The organism is Sphingobium sp. HWE2-09 (assembly GCF_035989265.1).
Taxonomy (GTDB): domain Bacteria; phylum Pseudomonadota; class Alphaproteobacteria; order Sphingomonadales; family Sphingomonadaceae; genus Sphingobium.
The window spans coordinates 2720972-2740179 of the sequence record NZ_JAYKZX010000003.1; the positions used below are offsets into that span (position 1 = coordinate 2720972).

25 protein-coding genes and 1 pseudogene are annotated in these 19208 nt (G+C 64.5%); 13 read left to right on the top strand and 13 right to left on the bottom strand.

What is annotated here, in order from left to right:
• Positions 1-44 precede the first annotated feature (44 nt).
• Positions 45-281: a hypothetical protein gene (locus U5A89_RS18795; protein ID WP_338162536.1), complete on the bottom strand. Its 237-nt coding sequence runs from the start codon at positions 279-281 to the stop codon at positions 45-47.
• A gap of 49 nt (positions 282-330) precedes the next feature.
• Positions 331-753, bottom strand: a complete 423-nt coding sequence (locus U5A89_RS18800) for a VOC family protein (protein ID WP_338162537.1) — start codon at positions 751-753, stop codon at positions 331-333.
• A 67-nt stretch (positions 754-820) separates the two neighbouring features.
• Between U5A89_RS18800 and U5A89_RS18805 the strand changes: the two genes are divergently transcribed.
• Complete coding sequence (locus tag U5A89_RS18805; protein WP_338162538.1) at positions 821-1636, top strand: inositol monophosphatase family protein; 816 nt, start codon at positions 821-823, stop codon at positions 1634-1636.
• 199 nt (positions 1637-1835) lie between these two features.
• On the opposite strand, the pseudogene U5A89_RS18810 reads toward U5A89_RS18805, so the two are convergent.
• A pseudogene (locus U5A89_RS18810) lies at positions 1836-2111 on the bottom strand (macro domain-containing protein); the annotation flags it as partial.
• 84 nt (positions 2112-2195) lie between these two features.
• A complete protein-coding gene (locus tag U5A89_RS18815) occupies positions 2196-4337 on the bottom strand; it encodes an AsmA family protein (RefSeq protein ID WP_338162539.1) in 2142 nt (713 codons plus the stop codon).
• 158 nt (positions 4338-4495) lie between these two features.
• On the opposite strand from U5A89_RS18815, the gene rpmI reads away from it, so the two are divergent.
• The 6 genes from rpmI (at position 4496) to pheT (ending at position 9820) form a co-directional block, all read left to right on the top strand.
• Positions 4496-4699 (top strand): 50S ribosomal protein L35, encoded by a 204-nt coding sequence (rpmI, locus tag U5A89_RS18820; RefSeq protein ID WP_007711873.1) that lies wholly within the window; start codon positions 4496-4498, stop codon positions 4697-4699.
• A gap of 13 nt (positions 4700-4712) precedes the next feature.
• Positions 4713-5075 carry a 50S ribosomal protein L20 gene (rplT, locus tag U5A89_RS18825; RefSeq protein WP_338162540.1) on the top strand — a complete coding sequence of 121 codons (363 nt, stop codon included), beginning with the start codon at positions 4713-4715 and terminating at the stop codon, positions 5073-5075.
• Between the two features lie 181 nt (positions 5076-5256).
• Positions 5257-5877: a LysE family translocator gene (locus U5A89_RS18830; RefSeq protein ID WP_338162541.1), complete on the top strand. Its 621-nt coding sequence runs from the start codon at positions 5257-5259 to the stop codon at positions 5875-5877.
• A gap of 48 nt (positions 5878-5925) precedes the next feature.
• A complete protein-coding gene (locus U5A89_RS18835) occupies positions 5926-6252 on the top strand; it encodes a GIY-YIG nuclease family protein (RefSeq protein ID WP_338162542.1) in 327 nt (108 codons plus the stop codon).
• Positions 6253-6311: 59 nt separating this feature from the next.
• Entirely contained in the window at positions 6312-7406 is a 1095-nt protein-coding gene (gene pheS / locus U5A89_RS18840; protein ID WP_338162543.1) for a phenylalanine--tRNA ligase subunit alpha, read from the top strand.
• The gene (gene pheT / locus U5A89_RS18845) at positions 7403-9820 is read left to right on the top strand and encodes a phenylalanine--tRNA ligase subunit beta (protein WP_338162544.1); all 2418 of its coding nucleotides are present in this window, start codon (positions 7403-7405) and stop codon (positions 9818-9820) included. Before pheS ends, pheT begins: the two co-directional genes overlap by 4 nt.
• A gap of 125 nt (positions 9821-9945) precedes the next feature.
• Here pheT and U5A89_RS18850 read toward each other — a convergent pair whose 3' ends face one another.
• The 8 genes from U5A89_RS18850 to U5A89_RS18885 are packed head-to-tail and all read right to left on the bottom strand — an operon-like array spanning position 9946 to position 12700.
• Positions 9946-10185 (bottom strand): hypothetical protein, encoded by a 240-nt coding sequence (locus U5A89_RS18850; protein WP_338162545.1) that lies wholly within the window; start codon positions 10183-10185, stop codon positions 9946-9948.
• A 29-nt stretch (positions 10186-10214) separates the two neighbouring features.
• The gene (locus U5A89_RS18855; protein WP_338162546.1) at positions 10215-10466 is read right to left on the bottom strand and encodes a hypothetical protein; all 252 of its coding nucleotides are present in this window, start codon (positions 10464-10466) and stop codon (positions 10215-10217) included.
• A gap of 29 nt (positions 10467-10495) precedes the next feature.
• Positions 10496-10807, bottom strand: a complete 312-nt coding sequence (locus U5A89_RS18860) for a hypothetical protein (protein ID WP_338163115.1) — start codon at positions 10805-10807, stop codon at positions 10496-10498.
• Positions 10808-10832: 25 nt separating this feature from the next.
• Complete coding sequence (locus U5A89_RS18865; RefSeq protein ID WP_338162547.1) at positions 10833-11123, bottom strand: hypothetical protein; 291 nt, start codon at positions 11121-11123, stop codon at positions 10833-10835.
• A gap of 37 nt (positions 11124-11160) precedes the next feature.
• Positions 11161-11541, bottom strand: a complete 381-nt coding sequence (pspC, locus tag U5A89_RS18870) for an envelope stress response membrane protein PspC (RefSeq protein ID WP_338162548.1) — start codon at positions 11539-11541, stop codon at positions 11161-11163.
• A gap of 1 nt (position 11542) precedes the next feature.
• Entirely contained in the window at positions 11543-11809 is a 267-nt protein-coding gene (gene pspB, locus U5A89_RS18875) for an envelope stress response membrane protein PspB (protein ID WP_338162549.1), read from the bottom strand.
• 4 nt (positions 11810-11813) lie between these two features.
• Positions 11814-12482 carry a phage shock protein PspA gene (gene pspA, locus U5A89_RS18880; RefSeq protein WP_338162550.1) on the bottom strand — a complete coding sequence of 223 codons (669 nt, stop codon included), beginning with the start codon at positions 12480-12482 and terminating at the stop codon, positions 11814-11816.
• Between the two features lie 47 nt (positions 12483-12529).
• Positions 12530-12700, bottom strand: a complete 171-nt coding sequence (locus U5A89_RS18885) for a hypothetical protein (protein ID WP_338162551.1) — start codon at positions 12698-12700, stop codon at positions 12530-12532.
• 181 nt (positions 12701-12881) lie between these two features.
• Between U5A89_RS18885 and pspF the strand changes: the two genes are divergently transcribed.
• Positions 12882-13904 (top strand): phage shock protein operon transcriptional activator, encoded by a 1023-nt coding sequence (gene pspF / locus U5A89_RS18890; RefSeq protein ID WP_338162552.1) that lies wholly within the window; start codon positions 12882-12884, stop codon positions 13902-13904.
• Positions 13905-14063: 159 nt separating this feature from the next.
• Here the strand turns inward: pspF and U5A89_RS18895 are convergent, their stop codons facing one another.
• A complete protein-coding gene (locus U5A89_RS18895) occupies positions 14064-14942 on the bottom strand; it encodes a 3-hydroxyacyl-CoA dehydrogenase NAD-binding domain-containing protein (protein ID WP_338162553.1) in 879 nt (292 codons plus the stop codon).
• A 155-nt stretch (positions 14943-15097) separates the two neighbouring features.
• Between U5A89_RS18895 and U5A89_RS18900 the strand changes: the two genes are divergently transcribed.
• The 5 genes from U5A89_RS18900 to tolB are packed head-to-tail and all read left to right on the top strand — an operon-like array spanning position 15098 to position 19168.
• A complete protein-coding gene (locus U5A89_RS18900) occupies positions 15098-15568 on the top strand; it encodes a YbgC/FadM family acyl-CoA thioesterase (RefSeq protein WP_338162554.1) in 471 nt (156 codons plus the stop codon).
• Positions 15565-16269, top strand: coding sequence for a protein TolQ (gene tolQ, locus U5A89_RS18905; RefSeq protein WP_338162555.1), 705 nt, complete (start codon positions 15565-15567; stop codon positions 16267-16269). The genes U5A89_RS18900 and tolQ overlap by 4 nt, the downstream gene beginning before the upstream one ends.
• A complete protein-coding gene (gene tolR / locus U5A89_RS18910) occupies positions 16269-16733 on the top strand; it encodes a protein TolR (protein WP_338162556.1) in 465 nt (154 codons plus the stop codon). The genes tolQ and tolR overlap by 1 nt, the downstream gene beginning before the upstream one ends.
• Before the next feature lie 18 nt (positions 16734-16751).
• Positions 16752-17837: a cell envelope integrity protein TolA gene (tolA, locus tag U5A89_RS18915; RefSeq protein WP_338162557.1), complete on the top strand. Its 1086-nt coding sequence runs from the start codon at positions 16752-16754 to the stop codon at positions 17835-17837.
• Entirely contained in the window at positions 17834-19168 is a 1335-nt protein-coding gene (gene tolB, locus U5A89_RS18920) for a Tol-Pal system beta propeller repeat protein TolB (protein ID WP_338162558.1), read from the top strand. Before tolA ends, tolB begins: the two co-directional genes overlap by 4 nt.
• The last annotated feature ends 40 nt before the right edge of the window (positions 19169-19208 follow it).

Sequence of the window (19208 nt, forward strand, 5' to 3'; positions counted from 1 at the left end):
TCGACCGAACTCTGTCGGTGTCGAGCCTGTTCGACTGAGGCGTGTCAGGCCGCTGGCAGCAAGACCAACGGCACGCTCAGCAGCATGACTAGTGCCACGACGATGCGCTGGCCGCGCGATATGCCGAGCGGCTTTCCGCGCCAGAGCATCGGGCAGGCGAGCAGCGCGAAGAGCAGCAGCATGTTGGACAAAAGCGCCGATCCGCCGATCGGCATGTCCTGCCGCATCGCCAAGCCGGCGAACAGTGCGATGAAGCTCAAAATCCAGCCGATGACCGCCATGCCCATGCCCCCTTCGTTCGCAGGCTAGAACGGCCGGGTTGCGGAAGGCTTAACCTGCGAATGGATCGTAGCTGCCGAAGCTCCAGACATTGCCTTCCGGGTCGAGCGCGGTGTAGCCCCGACCGGGATAGCCGTCATTATCCTGCGGTTCCTGCACCACCACCGCCCCTTCGTTGCGGGCGTGGAGGCAATGGGCGTCGGGATCTGCGACAAGGACATAGACACTTGCGGTGACGGCGCCGATGTCGCGGGCGGTGGACCAAGTATAGAGTGATTCGCCCTCCATATCCCGGACGCTGCCCAGCATGATCATGCCATCGCCCAGCACCAGCTGGGCATGATGAATGATCGTGGGATCGGTGTCGTCGGGGTGGACGGCGTGTCGCGTAAAGCCGAAGGCGTCGCACAGAAAATCGATTGCGGCGGGGGCGTTGGTGTAGCGCAGGCACGGGATGACGGGCGAACCGGGCATCTTCCTCTCCTTCTTCACATCTGCGTTCAGTCTAGCGCATCATCGTCCAAGTCGCTAGGCGAAGCAGATGACCACCCGCGATGACCTGGCCCTTGCCAACCGCCTTGCCGATGCCGCCGGCACGGCCATCCGCCCCTTTTTCCGCGCCCGGTACGACATGGAGTTGAAGGCGGACAAGTCGCCGGTGACGGAGGCCGACCGCGCCGCCGAAGCCGCGATCCGCGCAATATTGGAAAAGGAGCGGCCGGACGACGGCATCATCGGCGAGGAATATGGATCGGTGCGCGAGGATGCGGAGCGGGTGTGGATTCTCGATCCGATCGACGGGACGCGCAGCTTCATTGCCGGGCGGCCGATCTTCGGCACGCTGATCGCGCTGACGCAGGCGGGGTGGCCGACCATCGGCATCATCGACCAGCCGATCGCGCGGGAACGCTGGGCCGGGATGAGCGGGCAGCCGACGACCTTCAACGGCCAGCCGGTGCGGACGCGGGCGTGCAAGGCGCTGGAAGGCGCGGGCATCGCCACCACCAGCCCGCATCTGTTCGGTGAGGGCGACGTGCCCCATTATATGGCGCTGGTCGCGGCCGTGTCCGGCGGGTCGCCGCGCCAGGGGCCGGTCTATGGCGGGGATTGCTATAATTATGGGCTGTTGGCGTCCGGTTTCCTGGACATCGTCATCGAATTGGGCCTGCAAAGCTATGATTTCGCCGCGCTGGTGCCGGTGGTCGAGGGTGCGGGCGGGCTGATGTGCGACTGGAACGGCGAGCCGCTGACCGCCGACAGTGAAGGCCATGTGCTGGCGCTGGGCGATCCGGCGCGGCTGGAAGATGTGCTGGAGGCGTTGCAGGCGGTCGGACATGATCATGGGCATGATCACTGACCCGTTGATGCGACATCCCTGACGGCCCTATCGAACAACGTAGTCGTGGCTTCATCGAAGCAAACGAAACATATCCAATCAAAGGCTTGCGGATCGCGCAACAGCGCCGATGCGACCGCAGCGGCGGCGACCTGCGCCGCCTGTTTTTTGGGAAGCCATATATGCCGGTCGAGATCGCCGGGAAGGCGATGCTGCGCAATCCATGTTGCCGAGCCAGGTTGAGCGAATGGACATAACAGCTGGTCAGCAAATCCTGCTCGCCATGGTCGCCGCCATGCCAGACCGGTCCCACCGTATGAATGACATGGCGAGCGGGCAGATCGTAACCGCGGGTCATCCGGGCTTCACCAGTCGGGCATCCGCCAATGGTTCGACATTCCGCCAATAAGCCCGGTCCCGCTGCGCGATGGATCGCACCGTCGACGCCACCGCCGCCCAACAGATGGTTGTTGGCGGCGTTCACGATGACGTCCATGGCGCACCGGGTAATATCGCCGGTTGCCACGTCCCATTTGGTGGTTCCCACCCTCACAGCCACGCGCCTTTCCGCCGTCTCAGGTCAGAAGATACCGAGGAATTTCTTTTCCTGACGCTTCTGCTCCCCGGCATTGCCCCTGCCCTTCTCATCCTTCGCGGTAGTGCCGCGACCGACATCGTCGCGCGGCTGGCCGCCCTTGGTGCGCTGACCCTGCGCACTGGCCCCGGCCAGCACCGGACCGCAGGCCGCGCCCTTGGCGTCGCCCGGATCGACGAAGGCGAGCAGCGATGCGATGGGTGTGCCGACGATGCCCAGTGCCAGGGCCGCGCCGCCCCGCGTCATCAATTCGGGGCTGACGACGGCCATGGATGGCCGCGCGAAATAGCCGTTGATGCCGACGGGCGACTGGCCCGACAACAGGCTGATCTTCTTGCCATCCGCGCGGAAGACCAGGTCCAGGCTTTCATTCTTGAACGAAAAGCCGCCCCGGCCGATCATCACATTCTTCTTGGTATCGATCAGGATCGGGTCGGCCGCCGCCACGCCGTTGCGCACAGTGAAGGCGACGAGGCCGCAATTGATCTCCACCGGTTGCTTGAGTTTGCCCGAGAACATCTTGGTGGCGAAAGTGCCGACGTCCAGTTCGGCCAGTTGGACGTTGCGCGCCCACATCGACCCGGCGGGCAAGGTGAAGGCGATGCGCCCGTTCGCGGTGCCCAGCGAATCATGGAGCGTGTCGCCCAGCCCGGCCATCTGCACGCGCCCCTTGATCACGCCATTGGTGCCCGATTCGGCGACGCCCCAGCGCGCCAGCAGCGTGCCCATCGGCGTGGGCGCCAGGCGGATGTCGTAGCGGGTGCGGACCGGCCGGTTGCGCGCGTTGATCTCTATGTCCGACGCGACATGGCCGCCCGCCATGTCGAAGGTGAGCGGCGACAGGGTGAGCAGGCTGTGGTCGAGCTTCACCGTCACCGCCCCGTTGGACACCGGCAGGTTCGGCGCGCGAATGGTGCGCACGGTGTAGCGGACATTGGCGTCGAAATTGCGGATCGCCTCCACCCTCAGCGGCGTATCGGGCAGGACGCGGGGCGTGCCGCCGACGGTTTCGATCGCGCCGGCCGCGCCTTTGGCCGCCAACAGTTCGGGATCATAGCCGATGAAGGGGCCGACATCGATGATGTCGAGCTTCTGCGTGGCAAGGTCGGCGTCGATCAGCAGGCGCCCCTTGGGCAGGGAGACGGTCATCTTGCCCGCCAGATCACTGTCGCCGAAACGCCCCTTCAAACGGGTGAAGCGCCATTCCTTGCCGCTGCGGGTCAGGTTGGAGGTGAAGCGATAGGCGCGGGTGTCGGGGATCGCCGCGCCCAGGAAATCGAACAAATGGCTAAGGTTAGGACCGCGCGTGACCAGATGCAGGTCGCTGCCCTCCAACTGGGTCGCGCCGGGCAACGTACCAGTGACGTCGACCACCGTCGCACCGGCGACGGCGCGGGCGACCAGGCTGTTCTTGCCGCCCGATATGGTGGCGTTGGGCGATAGCAATTGCCCCTTGAGCGTGAAGGGCAGGTTGCGCATCGTGCCGTTGCCCGACAGGCTGATCGCCTGGTCGAAGCGGGTATCGCGCGCCTTGGTCGTGTCGAACAGGATGTCGGTGGCGAGTTGCAGTTGCGGATCGCGATAGCGCAGGGTCGTACCGGTGAGCAGCGCGCGGCTGATCAGCGGCAGGTTGAGCGGCTCGCCCTTCTTATCCGGATTGCCGAGCGTCCAGGTGTTGCGCTGATGATCGGCCGTCCATTCCATATCCGCGGCGGCGTTGCGCAATTCCAGCCATTGCAGCCGGTATTTGTCGCCAAAGATCAGGCTGAGCGGGGCGATGCGGCTGTCGATCAGGTCGGCGCGCAACAGGTCGGGCTTGCTGGCCCAGCCAGGGTTGGCGATGCGCAGCCCTTCGGCGCGGAATTTGATCGCGATGGGGGCAAAATAGAGCTGGAAGTCGCCGCCGACCGTGACCGGGCGTTCCAGCCGGTTGGTCAGGATGCGTTCGAAGCTGCCCTTGAGGAAGCGACCCTTGGTGATGAAGAGGATCAGCCAGAGCGCGAAGAGGATACCGACGATCCACAGGATGATCCGCACCGGCAGCGGCAGGCGACGCCAGCGGTCGCGCGCGCGACGGACGAGCGAGCCTGAGCCCTCGGCGGGTGGGGAGGGTGTGGGATCGACCATGGCGAGCGTAACGCGGCGTGATGGCGTTTGGCTCCGAATCGCTTGCTTTATCGGGATCAGCCGCCTATGCGCGCCGTTCGCGATATTCAGTGAGACCGCCCGGCTAACTAGGGCTGCCGGGGCTGTCTGTAATCGTCGCGCTGAACAAGGAGACGAAAATGCCCAAGATGAAGACCAAGAGCGGTGTGAAGAAGCGCTTCAAGTTCACCGCCACCGGCAAGGTGAAGCATGGCGTCGCTGGCAAGCGTCACCGGCTGATCAGCCATAACGCCAAGTATATCCGTCAGAACCGCGGCACGTCCGTCCTGTCGGATGCCGATGTTGCCCATGTGCGCCTGTGGGCGCCCTACGGCCTGAAGTAAGGAGTAGAGGCACATGGCACGCGTAAAACGTGGTGTAACCACCAAGGCGAAGCATAAGCGGTTATTGGTTCAGGCGAAGGGCTATTATGGCCGTCGCAAGAACACGATCCGTGTCGCTCGCCAGGCCGTCGAAAAGGCCGGCCAATACGCCTATCGCGACCGTAAGGTTAAGAAGCGGTCCTTCCGTGGTCTGTGGATCCAGCGCATCAACGCTGGCGTTCGCGCCGAAGGCCTGACCTATTCGCAGTTCATGCACGGCCTGAAGCTGGCCGGCGTGCAACTGGACCGCAAGGTTCTGGCCGATATTGCGATGCATGAAGGCGCCGCATTCAGCGCCATCATCGCCCAGGCGAAGGCTGCGCTGCCCGCAGCTTAAGCGAACCGATCGCAAGATCGTCAAAGGGGCGCCGGGGCAGATGCCTTCGGCGCCCTTTTTGTTTTTTCGCTCAACGCCCGTTCGTTTCGAGCGTGTCGAGAAATGCCTGCACTGCGCTATGGGCTTCTCGACTTCGCTCGAAGCGAACGGAGTGTGGAAGCCTTATCGAAAGGCCATTCCCATGTCGCTGCATCTATGGTGGTTGTACGTCACTGCCGTCTTCCTGATCTCCGCCACGCCGGGGCCGAACATGCTGCATGTGATGACGCAGAGCATCGCCCATGGCCCGCGCAAGGCGACAGCGACGAAGGCAGGGCTGATGAGTGCGGTGCTGCTGTGCCTGGTTGCGTCGGCGCTGGGGCTTGGCGCACTGCTCAAGGCGTCGCCGGGGCTGTTCGACGTGCTGCGCTATGCGGGCGTCGCCTATCTGGTCTGGCTGGGGATCAAGGCGTGGCGCGCACCGGTGGGTGATGTCGGCGCGGTGGGCGCGACACGGGCGCGGTCGTTGCGCGCCTTATATGGCACCGGGTTGCTGACGGGGCTTTCCAATCCCAAGCTGATCATCTTTGCCGCGGCGCTGTTCCCGCAGTTCATCGATCTGCACCGCCCCTTCTGGGTGCAGCTGGTGATCCTGATCACCAGTTTCGTGGTGATCGAATTTGGCTGGCAGTGCCTCTATGCTCTGGGCGGGGTGAAGCTGGCCCGCTGGCTGCAACCCGCCAATCGGCAGAGATTGTTCAACCGTGGTACGGGATTGCTGTTCATCGGATTTGGCGGGGCGTTGCTGGGGGCGCGGGCGTAAGAGCAACGTCATTCCCGCGCAGGCGGGAACCCATTTCCGGAGGCTGCCATGATGCATGAGATCAGTCCATCCGTTTACATCCTTGCCAGCCGACGGAACGGTACGCTTTATACCGGTGTCACAGCCGCCCTGATAAAGCGGTTGTATGAGCATCGAAACGGCTTGATCCAAGGCTTCACGAACGACTACGGCGTCAAGCGCCTGGTTTGGTTCGAGCCGCATGACAGCATGGAGAACGCCATCCTGCGCGAAAAGCGGATCAAGAAATGGAATAGGCAGTGGAAGATAGAGCTGATCGAAGCCGAAAATCCCGACTGGGATGATCTGGCGCTGGGCTTGGGCTTTGAGCCTTTGCCCTCTCTACGCAGCGACTGACCGAAAAGTCGGGAGATGGGTTCCCGCTTTCGCGGGAATGACGAGATGGTGGAAGATTTATGACTGAAATTAGCGCATTGAAAGCCGGCCTGATCGCCGACATCGCCGCTGCCGACACGCTGGATGCTGTGGAGGCGCTGCGCGTGGGGGCGTTGGGCAAGAGCGGGGTCGTCACTGGCCTGCTCAAGACGCTGGGGCCGATGTCGCCGGACGAGCGGATGGCAAAAGGGCCGCCGATCCAGGATTTGCGCGAAAGCGTCACCGCGGCGCTGGCGGACAAGAAGGCGGCGCTGGAGCAGGCGGCGCTTGACGCCCGGCTCGCGTCCGAACGTATCGACATGACCCTGCCCGCTGACCTGGGTGCGCAGGGGTCCGTCCATCCGGTCAGCCAGGTGATGGACGAGTTGGCGGAAATCTTCGCCGACCTGGGTTTCTCGGTCGCCACCGGGCCGGAGATCGAGGACGACTGGCATAATTTTACCGCGCTCAACATTCCCGAGACGCATCCGGCGCGCGCGATGCATGACACCTTCTACTTCCCGGACGAGGACGGCGCGAAGAAGATGCTGCTGCGCACCCATACGTCGCCGGTGCAGATCCGCACGATGATGAATGGCACCCCGCCGCCGATCCGCATCATCGCGCCGGGCCGCGTTTATCGCAGCGACAGCGATGCGACCCATACGCCCATGTTCCACCAGATCGAAGGGCTGGTGATCGACAAGGGGATCACGCTGGGCCATTTGAAATGGACGCTGGAGACGTTCCTCAAGGCGTTCTTCGAGCGCGAGGACATCGTCCTGCGGCTGCGCCCCAGCTATTTCCCCTTCACCGAACCGTCGGTCGAGGTCGATGTCGGCTATACGCTGACCAATGGCCAGCGCGTCATCGGCGGCGACGGCGAAGGGCCAAGCGGCGGCTGGCTGGAAGTGCTGGGCAGCGGCATGGTCAACCGGCGGGTGATCGAGGCGTGCGGGCTGGACCCTGACGAGTGGCAGGGCTTTGCCTTCGGCACCGGGGTCGATCGGCTGGCGATGCTGAAATATGGGATGAACGACTTGCGCGCCTTCTTCGACGGCGATCTGCGCTGGCTGAAACATTATGGTTTTTCGGCGCTGGACGTGCCCACGCTGAGCGGAGGAGTCGGCGCATGAAGTTCACCCTGAGCTGGCTCAAGACGCATCTGGCGACCGATGCGGAACTGCCCACCATCCTCAAAAAGCTGAACGCCATCGGGCTGGAGGTCGAGGGCGTCGAGAATCCGGCCGAGAAGCTGGGCGGGTTCAAGATCGCCAAGGTGCTGACCGCCGAACGCCATCCGCAGGCCGACAAGTTGCAGGTGCTGACCGTCGATCATGGTGACGGCAATCCATTGCAGGTCGTGTGCGGCGCGCCCAATGCGCGGGCTGGCCTGGTCGGCGTGTTCGGCCTTGAAGGCGCGGTGGTGCCGGTCAATGGCATGGTGCTGAAGAAGACCGCGATCCGGGGCGTCGAATCCAACGGCATGATGTGTTCGACGCGCGAGCTGGAACTGGGCGACGATCATGACGGGATCATCGAACTGGATGAAGCCGCGCCGGTGGGGCAGGTCTATGCTGACTGGGCAGGGCTGAACGATCCGGTCATCGACGTCAGCGTCACGCCCAACCGGCAGGATTGCATGGGCGTGCGCGGCATCGCGCGCGATCTGGCGGCGGCAGGCCTGGGCACGCTCAATGCCATCATCGTGCCGGAGATCGAAGGCGTGGGTCCGGGACCGGACGTGCGGACGGACGATGTCGATGGCTGCCCGGCCTTCTTCGCTCGGACGGTGCGCGGCGTCACCAATGGCACGTCGCCCGAATGGATGAGCAAGCGGTTGAAGGCGATCGGGCAGAAGCCGATCAGCGCTTTGGTCGACATTACCAACTATATCATGATCGACCTGGGTCGGCCGCTGCATGTCTATGACATGGCGAGCCTCAAGGGCGGGCTGGTCGCGCGCAAGGGTCGGCCGGGCGAGCAAGTGCTGGCGCTCAACGGCAAGAGCTACACCGTCGACGAGACGATGACCGTGATCGCCGACGACGAAGCCGTGCATGATATTGGCGGCATCATGGGCGGCGAACATTCGGGCGCGCAGGCCGGGACGACCGACGTGCTGATCGAATGCGCCTATTTCACGCCTGAGCGGATCGCGATGACGGGGCAGAAGCTGACCCTGACATCCGACGCACGCGGGCGGTTCGAGCGCGGCGTCGATCCTGCTTTCCTGGACGATGGCCTGTCGATCGCGACGTTTCTGGTCACGCATCTGTGCGGCGGGACGCCCAGCGAGGCAACCCGCGCTGGGACGCCGCCTGCTACGCCAAAGACGGTGCAATATACGCCCGACCAGTGCCTGGCGCTGGCTGGCGTGGATGTGCCTGCCGATGAGCAGAAGCGCATCCTGGAAAGCCTGGGCTTTCTCGTCAGCGGCGAGCCCGGTGGCGTCGAGTATCAGGACGGGATGCCGGTCAGCGTGCCCGCCAGCTGGACCATCACCGTGCCGACCTGGCGCCGCGATGTCGATGGCTGGCCCGACATCGTGGAAGAGGTGGTGCGCATCGTCGGACTGGAGCATGTCCCGTCCACGCCGCTGCCGCGCGTGCCGGGCGTCGCCCGCCCGACCGCCACGCCCGAACAGCTGGTGGAGCGCCGCGTGCGCCGCACCGCCGCCGCGCGGAGCTTGGCCGAAGCGATCAACTGGTCCTTCATTTCGGAGAAGGAAGCCGCCGCCGTGGGCGGGGGCGACTGGACGCTGGCGAACCCGATCTCCGAAGATTTGAAGGTCATGCGGCCGTCGCTGTTGCCGGGCCTGTTGTCGGCGACCAAGCGCAATGTCGATCGCAGCGCGACCTCGGTGCGTCTGTTCGAACTGGGCCGCCGCTATTTCAAGCAGGGCGAGCGGGCGACCGTGGGCTTCGTGCTGGCAGGCGAGAAAGTGGCGCGGGGCTGGCAGACCGGCAAAGCGCAGGCCTTCGATGCGTTCGACGCCAAGGCGGAGGTGGTCGCGTTGCTGGCAGCCGCCGGTGCGCCGGTCGGCAATCTCCAGAATTTCGGAGACGCGTCGGCCGCCTATCATCCCGGCCAGTCGGGCACGCTGCGGCTGGGGCCGAAGGCGGTGCTGGCCGAATATGGGGTGCTGCACCCTTCGTTGGCCAAGCAGTTCGGGCTGACCGGCACGGTGGTGGCGGGCGAAATCTTCCTCGACGCCATTCCGGGCAAGCGCAAGAGCGGCTTCATGCGCGCGCCCTATGCGCCGCCCGCGTTGCAGGCGGTGAAGCGCGACTTCGCGTTCATCGTGCCGGACACGGTCGAGGCCGATGCGCTGGTGCGTAGCGTGAAGGGCGCGGACAAGAAGAGCATCGTCGATGTGCGGCTGTTCGACGTCTTCGTCGGACCGGGCGTGGAGGACGGCTTCAAGTCGCTGGCGATCGAAGTGACGCTGCAGCCGGGCGAGAAGAGTTTTGCCCAGGAAGAGCTGGAGACGATCAGCGCCGCGGTGGTGAAGGCCGCGCAGAAGCTGGGCGGGACGCTGCGGGGGTAAGGCGATCGGACCTTGCGGTGATGTAAGGCACAGCGTGCTCCCGCGCAGGCGGGAGCCTAGTTCTGAGGTTTGGACTGGGCTCCCGCCTGCGCGGGAGCACATTGGCTATTCGGGCGAGGCCTTGCTTACAGATCCACGCCTGCCGCGATCGCTTCCAGCTTGCGGATGCGTTCCTTGAGGTCGGCGACCTCGATCCGGGCGGCGGCGGTCGGGGGTGGGGCGTCGTCGCTTTGGGTGTAGCGGCTCAGCTCAGCGCGCTTCAGTTCCAGCCAGCCGTTCCAGCCGCGCAGACCCGCCGTGGTCAGGATGGCGAGGGCCGCGAGTGCGCTCGCCGCCAGCGTCAGGTAAAGATAGGGGTCTTGCATATAAGCCTCCCTGTCGTCGGATATGCCGCTCAGTCGCGGTCCCGGAGTTTCTCAAATTCGCGCTCCAGTGCGGAGGAGCCGTCCGTCGCCAGCCGTTCCAGCACGGCGACGCGATCCTTGAGCGCCTTGACTTCGGCGCGCAGCCGTTCCGCTTCCGGATCGGGGCCGCGCTGGATGAAATCTTCGCCCTTGTGCCGACGCACGACGCCATATTTGGCGCGCAGGACGCTGGCGATGGCGGTGATCGCGATGATGGCGACGACCATTTCAAACGGGTTCATATCCTATCACTCCCTGATGGCGCGCCGCTTCAATTAGCCGGGCTGCGCAGCCGTTCGATTTCGTGGGTCAACTGGTGGCTTTCGTCGGTGACGATCCGCTCCACTACGGCGAGCCGATCCTTCATCGATCCGATCTCGGCGCGCAGCTGGGCATTTTCCTGGCTCAGCAGCTTGATACGCTCGACCATTTCTTCATTCTTCTGCGGATAGACCGGCTTGCCCCAGCTGTTTTCCAGTGGATAGCCGTGTTTGATGCGCAGCCAAGTGGTGAAGATCCAGCCTGCGACCGCCAGCGACCCGACAATGACCGCCACGGGGGCAAAGGCTTCAAATGGAAACATCATAATCACTCCCTTGCCTGGTCTGTCAGCGCAGCGCGTCGATGTCGCGCGCGGTGCGGGTGGCGGGATCGGTGGCGATCCTTTCCAGCACGGCGATGCGTTCTTCGAGGCGGCTGATGCGGCCAACCAGCTTTTCGTTTTCGTTGGACAAAAGGTCGATTTTTCGACCGGCGTCGGGATCGCTTCGATGAACGGTGTTTCCGTTGTCATCGGTCAGCGGATAGCCGTAGCGCGCCCGCATCCAGGTGGTGATGACCCAGGCGCCCATGGACAGGGCGATGATGGCGACGATGAAATTTGGGCCTGCAAAATTCATGGCTATTCTCCCCTATCATCTCTGTCTGATGCGGCGATCAGCGCAGGCTGTCGATCTCATCGGCGAGGCGGGTGTTGCGGCTGGTATAGTGGATTTCGATGTCGGCCAGGCGGCGATCGATGTCGCGAAACTTGGACCGGACGTCGCGGGTCGAGCGGGTCGGGTTGGTGCGCACGCCCTGCCAGAATTTCTCGTCATCGCGATCCGCATAGAGGCCCGACGGCTTGTTTTCGGCGAAATAGGCGACGGCGAAATAGGCGATCAGCGTCCAGGGGAAGGCGCCCATCAGGGTGACGAGCACCGCGCCGACCCGGACCCAGGTCACGTCGATCCCGCTATAGTCGGCAATGCCGGAGCAGACACCCATCCATTTGCCGTTGGCCTTGTCGAGGTAGAATTTGGTGCGGCGGGCGGTCATGTCAGTTCCTCCGGTCTAGATCGAAGCCGTCGTCGATGGACGGACGCTGGGGGCGGAAATCGGGATTGTCGGCAGCGACGATCCGTTCGACCGTCTGGAGCCTTTCCTCCAGACGGCGGGCGAGAAGGTGAAGGTCGTCCAGCAGCTTCTCATCCTCGTCGGTGATCTTAGGCGCCTGCTTCCATTTGGTGACATAGTGGAAGATCAGCCACGGCATGCCGATGAACAACATGCCGCAGACGATGACGGGCAGGAAAACCTCTTCCATCGGATCAGCCTTCCCTGTTCATGCTGGCCTTGAGCGCGGCAAGATCGGCATCGACCTTGTCGGCGGACTTGAGTTCCGCAATCTCTTCCTCCAGCGTCTTGGGGACGCCGCCCAAGGTGGCGGCATCGGCGCGGCCTTCGGCCATGTCCACCCGGCGTTCGAGCATGTCGAAACGTGCGAAGGCGTCGTTGACCTTCTCACCGGCATAGGCTTCGCGGACGCGCAGGCGATTTTCGGCGCTCTGCATCCGGGTGACCAGGCTGTTCTGGCGGGCGCGGGCTTCGCGCAGCTTGCCCTGCAGCTTGGCGATATCCTCTTCCGAGGCCTTGAGCGCGTCGTCCAACGTCTCGATCTCTTGGGCGAGATGATCGGCCATGTCGGTCGCCTTCTGGCGCTCGACCAGGGCGGCCTTGGCCAGGTCTTCGCGATCCTTGGACAAAGCGAGTTGCGCCTTTTCGGTCCAGCTATCCTGCAGAGCCGTGAGCTTGGCGATGTGGCGACGCATTTCCTTTTGATCGGCGATGGTGCGGGCGGCGGACGCGCGCACTTCGACCAGGGTTTCCTCCATTTCGAGGATGATCATGCGGATCATCTTCGCAGGGTCTTCCGCCTTGTCGAGCAGGTCGGTCACATTGGCGGCGATGATGTCGCGGGTGCGGGAGAAAATACCCATGGTAACGTCACTCCTGAAACTTATTATCTGGGAAAGACCGGTGCCCCTTACGCCAGATAGCGCAAGGGAGCGGTGCTGGGGTGCGCCGCGAGGATCGGGGCTTCGCTGGCGCGGGCCGGGCCGACCGCCGAAAGGATCATGGTCGATCCGAACAGCAGGGCGGCCATGGCGACCGACATCAGCTGGCTGATTTCGCGAACGCTGGTCTGGTTGGTCATCGTCTTACTCCCTGAAACCTGGCCTTCATAGGTTCCGCGATTGTTGCGGATTGCCCTTAGCTTTGCAGAGGCCGTGCCAGTTTTTGGAAATGGCGATTTTCCGGGATTTTTTCGCTATTTTGCCGCCTGGCGTTAATATGCCACTTGCCAAGGAGTGGGAAATTTCACCATAAGTTGGCGCATGGAGAAAAATACGCAGTTTATCGGTCAGTCATCGGTCTTTCTCGACGCAGTGGAGCAGGCCGGGCGCGCGGCCGAACTGAATCGGCCGGTGCTGGTGATCGGCGAGCGCGGGACCGGCAAGGAACTGATCGCAGAGCGGCTGCATCACTTGTCCCCGCGATGGGGCGAGCCATTGATCACGATGAATTGCGCGGCGCTGCCCGAAACGCTGATCGAAGCGGAATTGTTCGGCCACGAACAGGGCGCCTTCACCGGCGCGACCAAAGCGCGACCGGGCCGGTTCGAGGATGCCGATGGCGGCACATTGTTCCTGGACGAGTTGGGCACGCTGTCGATGGCGGCGCAGGAGCGGTTGTTGCGCGTGGTCGAATATGGGGAGGTCACGCGGATCGGTGCGTCCAAGCCGCTGACCGTGGACGTGCGCATCGTTGCTGCAACCAACGAGGATTTGCCCGCCGCTGCAGAGGCCGGGCGGTTTCGTCCCGACCTGCTCGACCGGCTGAGTTTCGAAGTCATCACCCTGCCCCCGCTGCGCGCGCGCGAAGGCGACATTAGCGTACTGGCCGACCATTTCGGCCGACGCATGGCGGCCGAGCGCGACTGGCCGCAATGGCCGGGCTTCACCGCGGCCTGCGCGGCGGAGTTGGAGGGGCATGGCTGGCCGGGCAATGTGCGCGAGTTGCGCAATGTGGTGGAACGGGCGGTCTATCGCTGGGACGAGCCGGGGCGACCGATCAGCCGGATCACCTTCGATCCCTTTGCGTCCCCCTGGAAGCCCAAGTCGATGATGAAACGCGCGGAGGCCGCGCCGGTTGACGCCCCGGCTGCGCCGTCAGCGGCCGCCTTGACCTATGAGGAGATTAACGACTTGCGCGCGGCGGTGGACGGGCATGAAGCGGCGATCATCCGCGCGGCACTGGACCGGTTTCGCTATAATCAGCGCGCGACGGCCAAGGGGCTGGGCCTGACCTACGACCAGTTGCGCCATTGCATGAAGAAACATGGGTTGAGCGCGGGGTGATCCTGCCCGGCATGGTTCGGCAAAGTCACGAGCCTCTGCCGAAGGGGACTGCTGGCGAAGCCAGTGGTGGAGGGGCGTTCGGCCAACGCGGCGTTCAACTGCGCACCCCCTCCGTCACCCCTACGGGGTGCCACCTCCCCGCAAGCGGGGAGGATTGCCTTAGCGCGTGGGCACGGGTTCCGCGCCGCTATAGTCGTAGAAGCCACGGCCGGTCTTGCGGCCGTACCAGCCTGCTTCGACATATTTGACCAGCAGTGGCGCGGGGCGATATTTCGGGTCGCCGGTGGTGGTCAGGAAGACGTTGAGGATTTCGAGCGCGGTGTCGAGGCCGACGAAATCGAGCAGCGTCAACGGACCCATTGGGTGGTTGAGGCCCAGTTTGCAGCCCTGGTCGATGTCCACCACGCTGCCCACCCCTTCACCCAGCACGAACACCGCTTCGTTCAGCATCGGCAGCAGGATGCGGTTGACGACGAAACCTGGCGCGTCGAAGGCGTGGACCGTGGTCTTGCCGATCTTCGAGGCGAAGCCTTCCACCGCTGCGACCGTTTCGGGCGTGGTGGCGAGGCCGCGAATGACCTCCACCAGCACCATCACCGGCACGGGGTTGAAGAAATGAACGCCGACGAAGCGGCCCGCGTCGGGCGCGGCCTGGGCCAGGCGAGTGATCGGGATGGACAAGGTGTTGGTCGCGAGGATCGCGTCGGCGGCTAATATCTTGCCGACATTGGCGAAGATGGCGCGCTTCACCTCTTCGCGCTCGGTCGCGGCCTCGATCACCAGTTGCGCGTCGGCCAGCGGGGCGATGTCGCCCACAGGCGTGATCCGGGCGAGCGCGGCGTCGGCGTCGGCCTGGCTGATCTTTTCCTTTTCCACGGCTTTCGCCAGCAGCTTGGCGATCCCGGCCAGCCCCTTTTCGGAACGGGCAAGGTCGATGTCCGACAGGATGACGTCATAGCCCGCCTGCGCCGCGACCTGTGCGATGCCCGCGCCCATCTGCCCCGCGCCGATCACGCCGACCGTCCGAATATCCGTCATGCTGCCATTCTCCCTCATGGATCGTCGCCTTTCCCTTAGCGACGGCTTTGCCCCGCGACCAGTATGGATGGATTGGGCGGCCCTGATGACGGATTGATGGCCCGTGCGCCATTTCCGGCTTTGCGCCACGGGGCGGCCATGGTTAAAAGCCCGTCATGTCCGTTTCAGACCCGATGCCCGCGCCAGCGACCGGACGCTTCATAGCCGCCGTGCATCATTTCCCGCTGCGCGTCTATTTCGAGGATACCGACCTGTCGGGGCTGGTCTATCACGCCAATTATCTGCGTTATATGGAGCGCGCCCGGTCCGACATGCTGCGCATCGCCGGGATCGACCAGCGCGACGCGCATGAAGGCGGCTCGGGCGTCTATGCCGTCACCGATCTGGCCATCCGCTATCGCCGCCCGGCGCGGCTGGACGACGATCTGATGGTGGCGAGCCGGGTCACCGATGTGCGCGCCACGCGCTGCACCATTCATCAGTCAGTCAGGTGCGGCGCGGAAGAGTTGACCGACGCCACCATCACCGTCGCCTGGTTAACGACGCAGGGTCGCCCGCAGCGGCAACCCAAAGCCTGGACCGATATTTTTACCCGCCTTTGCCAAGGGGAAGACCTTCACCCATGACGCTTAACCTGCCTGCCGGCGCGATGACCGACGCCGCGACCATATCTCCGCTGGCCCTGTTCCTGCAGGCCGACATCGTCGTGAAGGGGGTGATGCTGGGCCTGCTGCTCGCCAGCATCTGGACCTGGGCGATCATCATCAGCTTTTCCGTGTCGCTGCGCAAGGCGAGCAAGGAAAGCCGCAAGTTCGAGGCCGATTTCTGGAAGGCGGAGGATATCGACCGCTTTTATGAATCCCGCGGCAAGACCGAATTTCCGGCCGCCAAGGTGATGGCGGCGGGCGTCACCGAATGGCGGCGTTCGACCGCGCAGAAGGTGATCGACCGGGACGGCACGCGCGACCGGCTGGCGACATCGATGTCGAGCACGATCGCGTCGGAGGTCGATCGTCTGTCGGACCGGTTGAACATATTGGCGACGGTAGCGTCGGCGGCGCCGTTCATCGGGCTGTTCGGGACGGTGTGGGGCATCATGCGCGCCTTCACCAGCATCGCGGCGGAGCAGAATAGTTCGCTCGCGGTCGTGGCGCCGGGCATCGCCGAAGCGCTGTTCGCCACCGCCATCGGCCTGTTCGCGGCGATCCCGGCGCTGATCGCGTACAACCGGTTCAGCCATGGCATCAATCGGCTGGAAGCGGGACTGACGCGCTTTGCCGACAGTTTCTATGCGACGCTGAGCCGTGAGCTGGAGGCGCAGCGATAATGGCGATGTCTGGCCCACCATCCAGTCGCCGTGGGCGCGGGCGTGCGCCGATGGCGGACATCAACGTGACGCCGCTGGTCGACGTCATGCTGGTGCTGCTGATCATCTTCATGGTGACCGCGCCGCTTCTGGTGACGGGCGTGCCGGTCAATCTGCCCGAAACCCGCGCCAAGGGGTTGGACGCGGATGCCAAGCCGACCGTGGTGTCGATCGACCGCGACGGCGGGCTGTTTCTCGATGACGCACAGATCAGCGATACGGACCTGCCGGATCGGCTGGCCGAAATCGCCGCCGCCCATGCAGGCCAGCCCGAGCCGCCGCAAGTCTTTTTGCGCGCCGACACGGCGCTGGACTATGGCCGGGTGATGCGGGTGATGGGCGAACTCAATCGCGCGGGCCTGAACAAAGTATCGCTGGTCAGCACCGGATCGGATACCGGTTCGGCCAGCGACGGTTCAGAATAGGGACCATAGGTCAGCCATATGGAGCGCGCGGAAAAGATCGGCCTTGGCGTCGCGACGGCAGGACATGTTCTGCTGTTCGGATTGCTGTCGGCCGGGTTCCTGGCCACCCCCAATCCGCTGAAGTTGAAGTCGCCGCCGATGGACGTGACGCTGGTGGACGAGGTGGCGTTGCAGTCGACCGCGCCGCAGGTATCGACCCAGCCGCCGCCGCCCAGCGTCGCGCCGGAAGAGGGTCCGACCGAAGACGCCAAGCCTGCGCCGGAGCCTGAACCCGCCCCCGAGCCAACGCCTGCGCCGACGCCTGCGCCGCCACCGCCCAAGGCGGAGCCGAAGCCGGTGCCCAAGCCCAAGCCGACGCCGCCCAAGGAGGTGGTGAAGGACGCGCCCGCCAAGCCCAAGTCGGTGCCGCCGAAGAAAGAGGTGGCGAAGGCCGCGCCAAAGCCCAAGCCTGCGCCGGAAAAGCCGACGCCTAAGCCCACGCCTGAAAAGCCGAAGGCGACGGCGCCGTCGCAGAGCGATGCGAAAGCCAAGGCTGACGCGAAAGCGAAGGCAGACGCAAAGGCGAAGGCCGATGCGAAGGCCAAGGCCGACGCCAAGGCGAAGAGCGACGCCAAAGCCAAGAGCGATGCGAAGGCCAAGGCCGATGCGGCGGCGCGCGCATCCGGCGCAGGCAAGGCCGACAAGCCCAAGGGATCGTTGCTGGGCAAGGATTTCCTGAAAGGCATCGATACCAAGGAGGATGCGCCGCGCACCCCTGCGCCGCCGCCCGCCGCCGCGATGGGGCCGCAGCAGAAGGCTGCGCTGGATTCGGAAATTCGCCGCCAGTTGAAGCCGCACTGGCGGCCGCCGTCTGGCGCGGATGCGGATCAGCTGGTGACGTTGCTGGAGGTGCGGCTCGATAAGAGCGGCGCGCTGGTCGGCGCGCCCGAGGTGATCGACCAGACCGGCGTCACCGCCAGCAACCGGCCGCAGGCGAAGCTGCATGCCGAACGGGCGATTCAGGCGGTGAAGCTGGCCGCGCCGTTCCGCAATTTGCCGCCCGAATATTATGACCAATGGAAATGGCTCCGGCCACTCCGCTTTGACGCGAGGCTGAACCGATGAAGACCCCCTTCCTGCGCCACTTGTCCCTGGCGGGCGTCATGCTTGCCGCCATCCTGTCCGCGCCCGCCATGGCGCAATTGTCGGTCGACGTGACCGGCGAGGTCGACAGCAATGTGAAGGTCGCGGTGCCGCCGATGCCCGCGCAGCAGGATGTGGCGACGCCTGCGGGCACCGCCAGCGACCTGGGTCGCAAGATCGCCGAAGTGGTGGCGTCGGACCTCAAAGGCTCCGGCCTGTTCGATCCGTCGGGTCCGGACGGCCTGCCATCGGTCGTCTTTCCCGAAGTCACCAATCCGGTCTATGACAAATGGGGCGCCTATCAGGCGTTGGTGCAGGGGTTCGTGCGCACGACTGGCGGCGAGGCCGACATCACCGTGGGCTGTTACCTCTATGACGTGGCGCTGAAGCAGGAACTGACGCGGCAGGGCTATGTCGTTGCGCCGCGCGATTGGCGGCGGGCTGCGCATAAATGCGCCGACGCCATCTATGCGCGCCTGTCGGGCGAAAGCCCCTTCTTCGACAGTCGCATCGCCTATATCGCGGAGAGCGGTCCCAAGGGCGCGCGGGTGAAGCGGTTGGCGATCATGGACTCGGATGGGGCCAACCACCGTTTCATCACCAACGGCCAGTCGATGGCGCTGACGCCGCGCTTTTCGCCCGATTACAAGTCGATCCTCTATGTCAGCTATCTGGGCAGCCGGGTGCGCCTCTATATCTACGACATCGGCGCGGGGCAGCAGAAGCTGGTGACCGAGAGCAACAACCCCACCTTCGCGCCGCGCTGGTCGCCCGATGGCCGCTCCATCCTGTTTTCGATGGCGGTGGCGGGGAATACCGACATTTATCGCGTGTCCGCCAATGGCGGCACACCGGTGCGGCTGACCACGTCGCCGGGCATCGATGTGGGCGGCAGCTATTCGCCCGACGGCAGCCAGATCGTGTTCGAAAGCGACCGGTCGGGCGGGCAGCAAATCTATGTGATGAACGCCGACGGGTCCAACCAGCGGCGGATCAGCCATGGCGGCGGCCGCTATGCGACGCCCGAATGGTCGCCGCGCGGCGACCTGATTGCCTTCACCAAGCTGTCGGGCGACTTCAAGGTCGCGGTGATGACGCCCAGCGGCGACAATGAGCGCATATTGACGAATGGCTGGCAGGACGAGCAGCCGACCTGGTCGCCCAATGGCCGCGTGCTGCAATTTTTCCGCACGACGCCGGGCAAGCAGGGCAGCAGCCAGGTGTGGCAGGTGGACCTGACCGGGGTGAACGAACGGCGGATTCCAACGCCGCTGAGTGGATCCGATCCGGCGTGGGGACCGTTGCTGCCGTAACTGACGGAACCCTAGTCGTCTTGACAGCGTAACGAACATC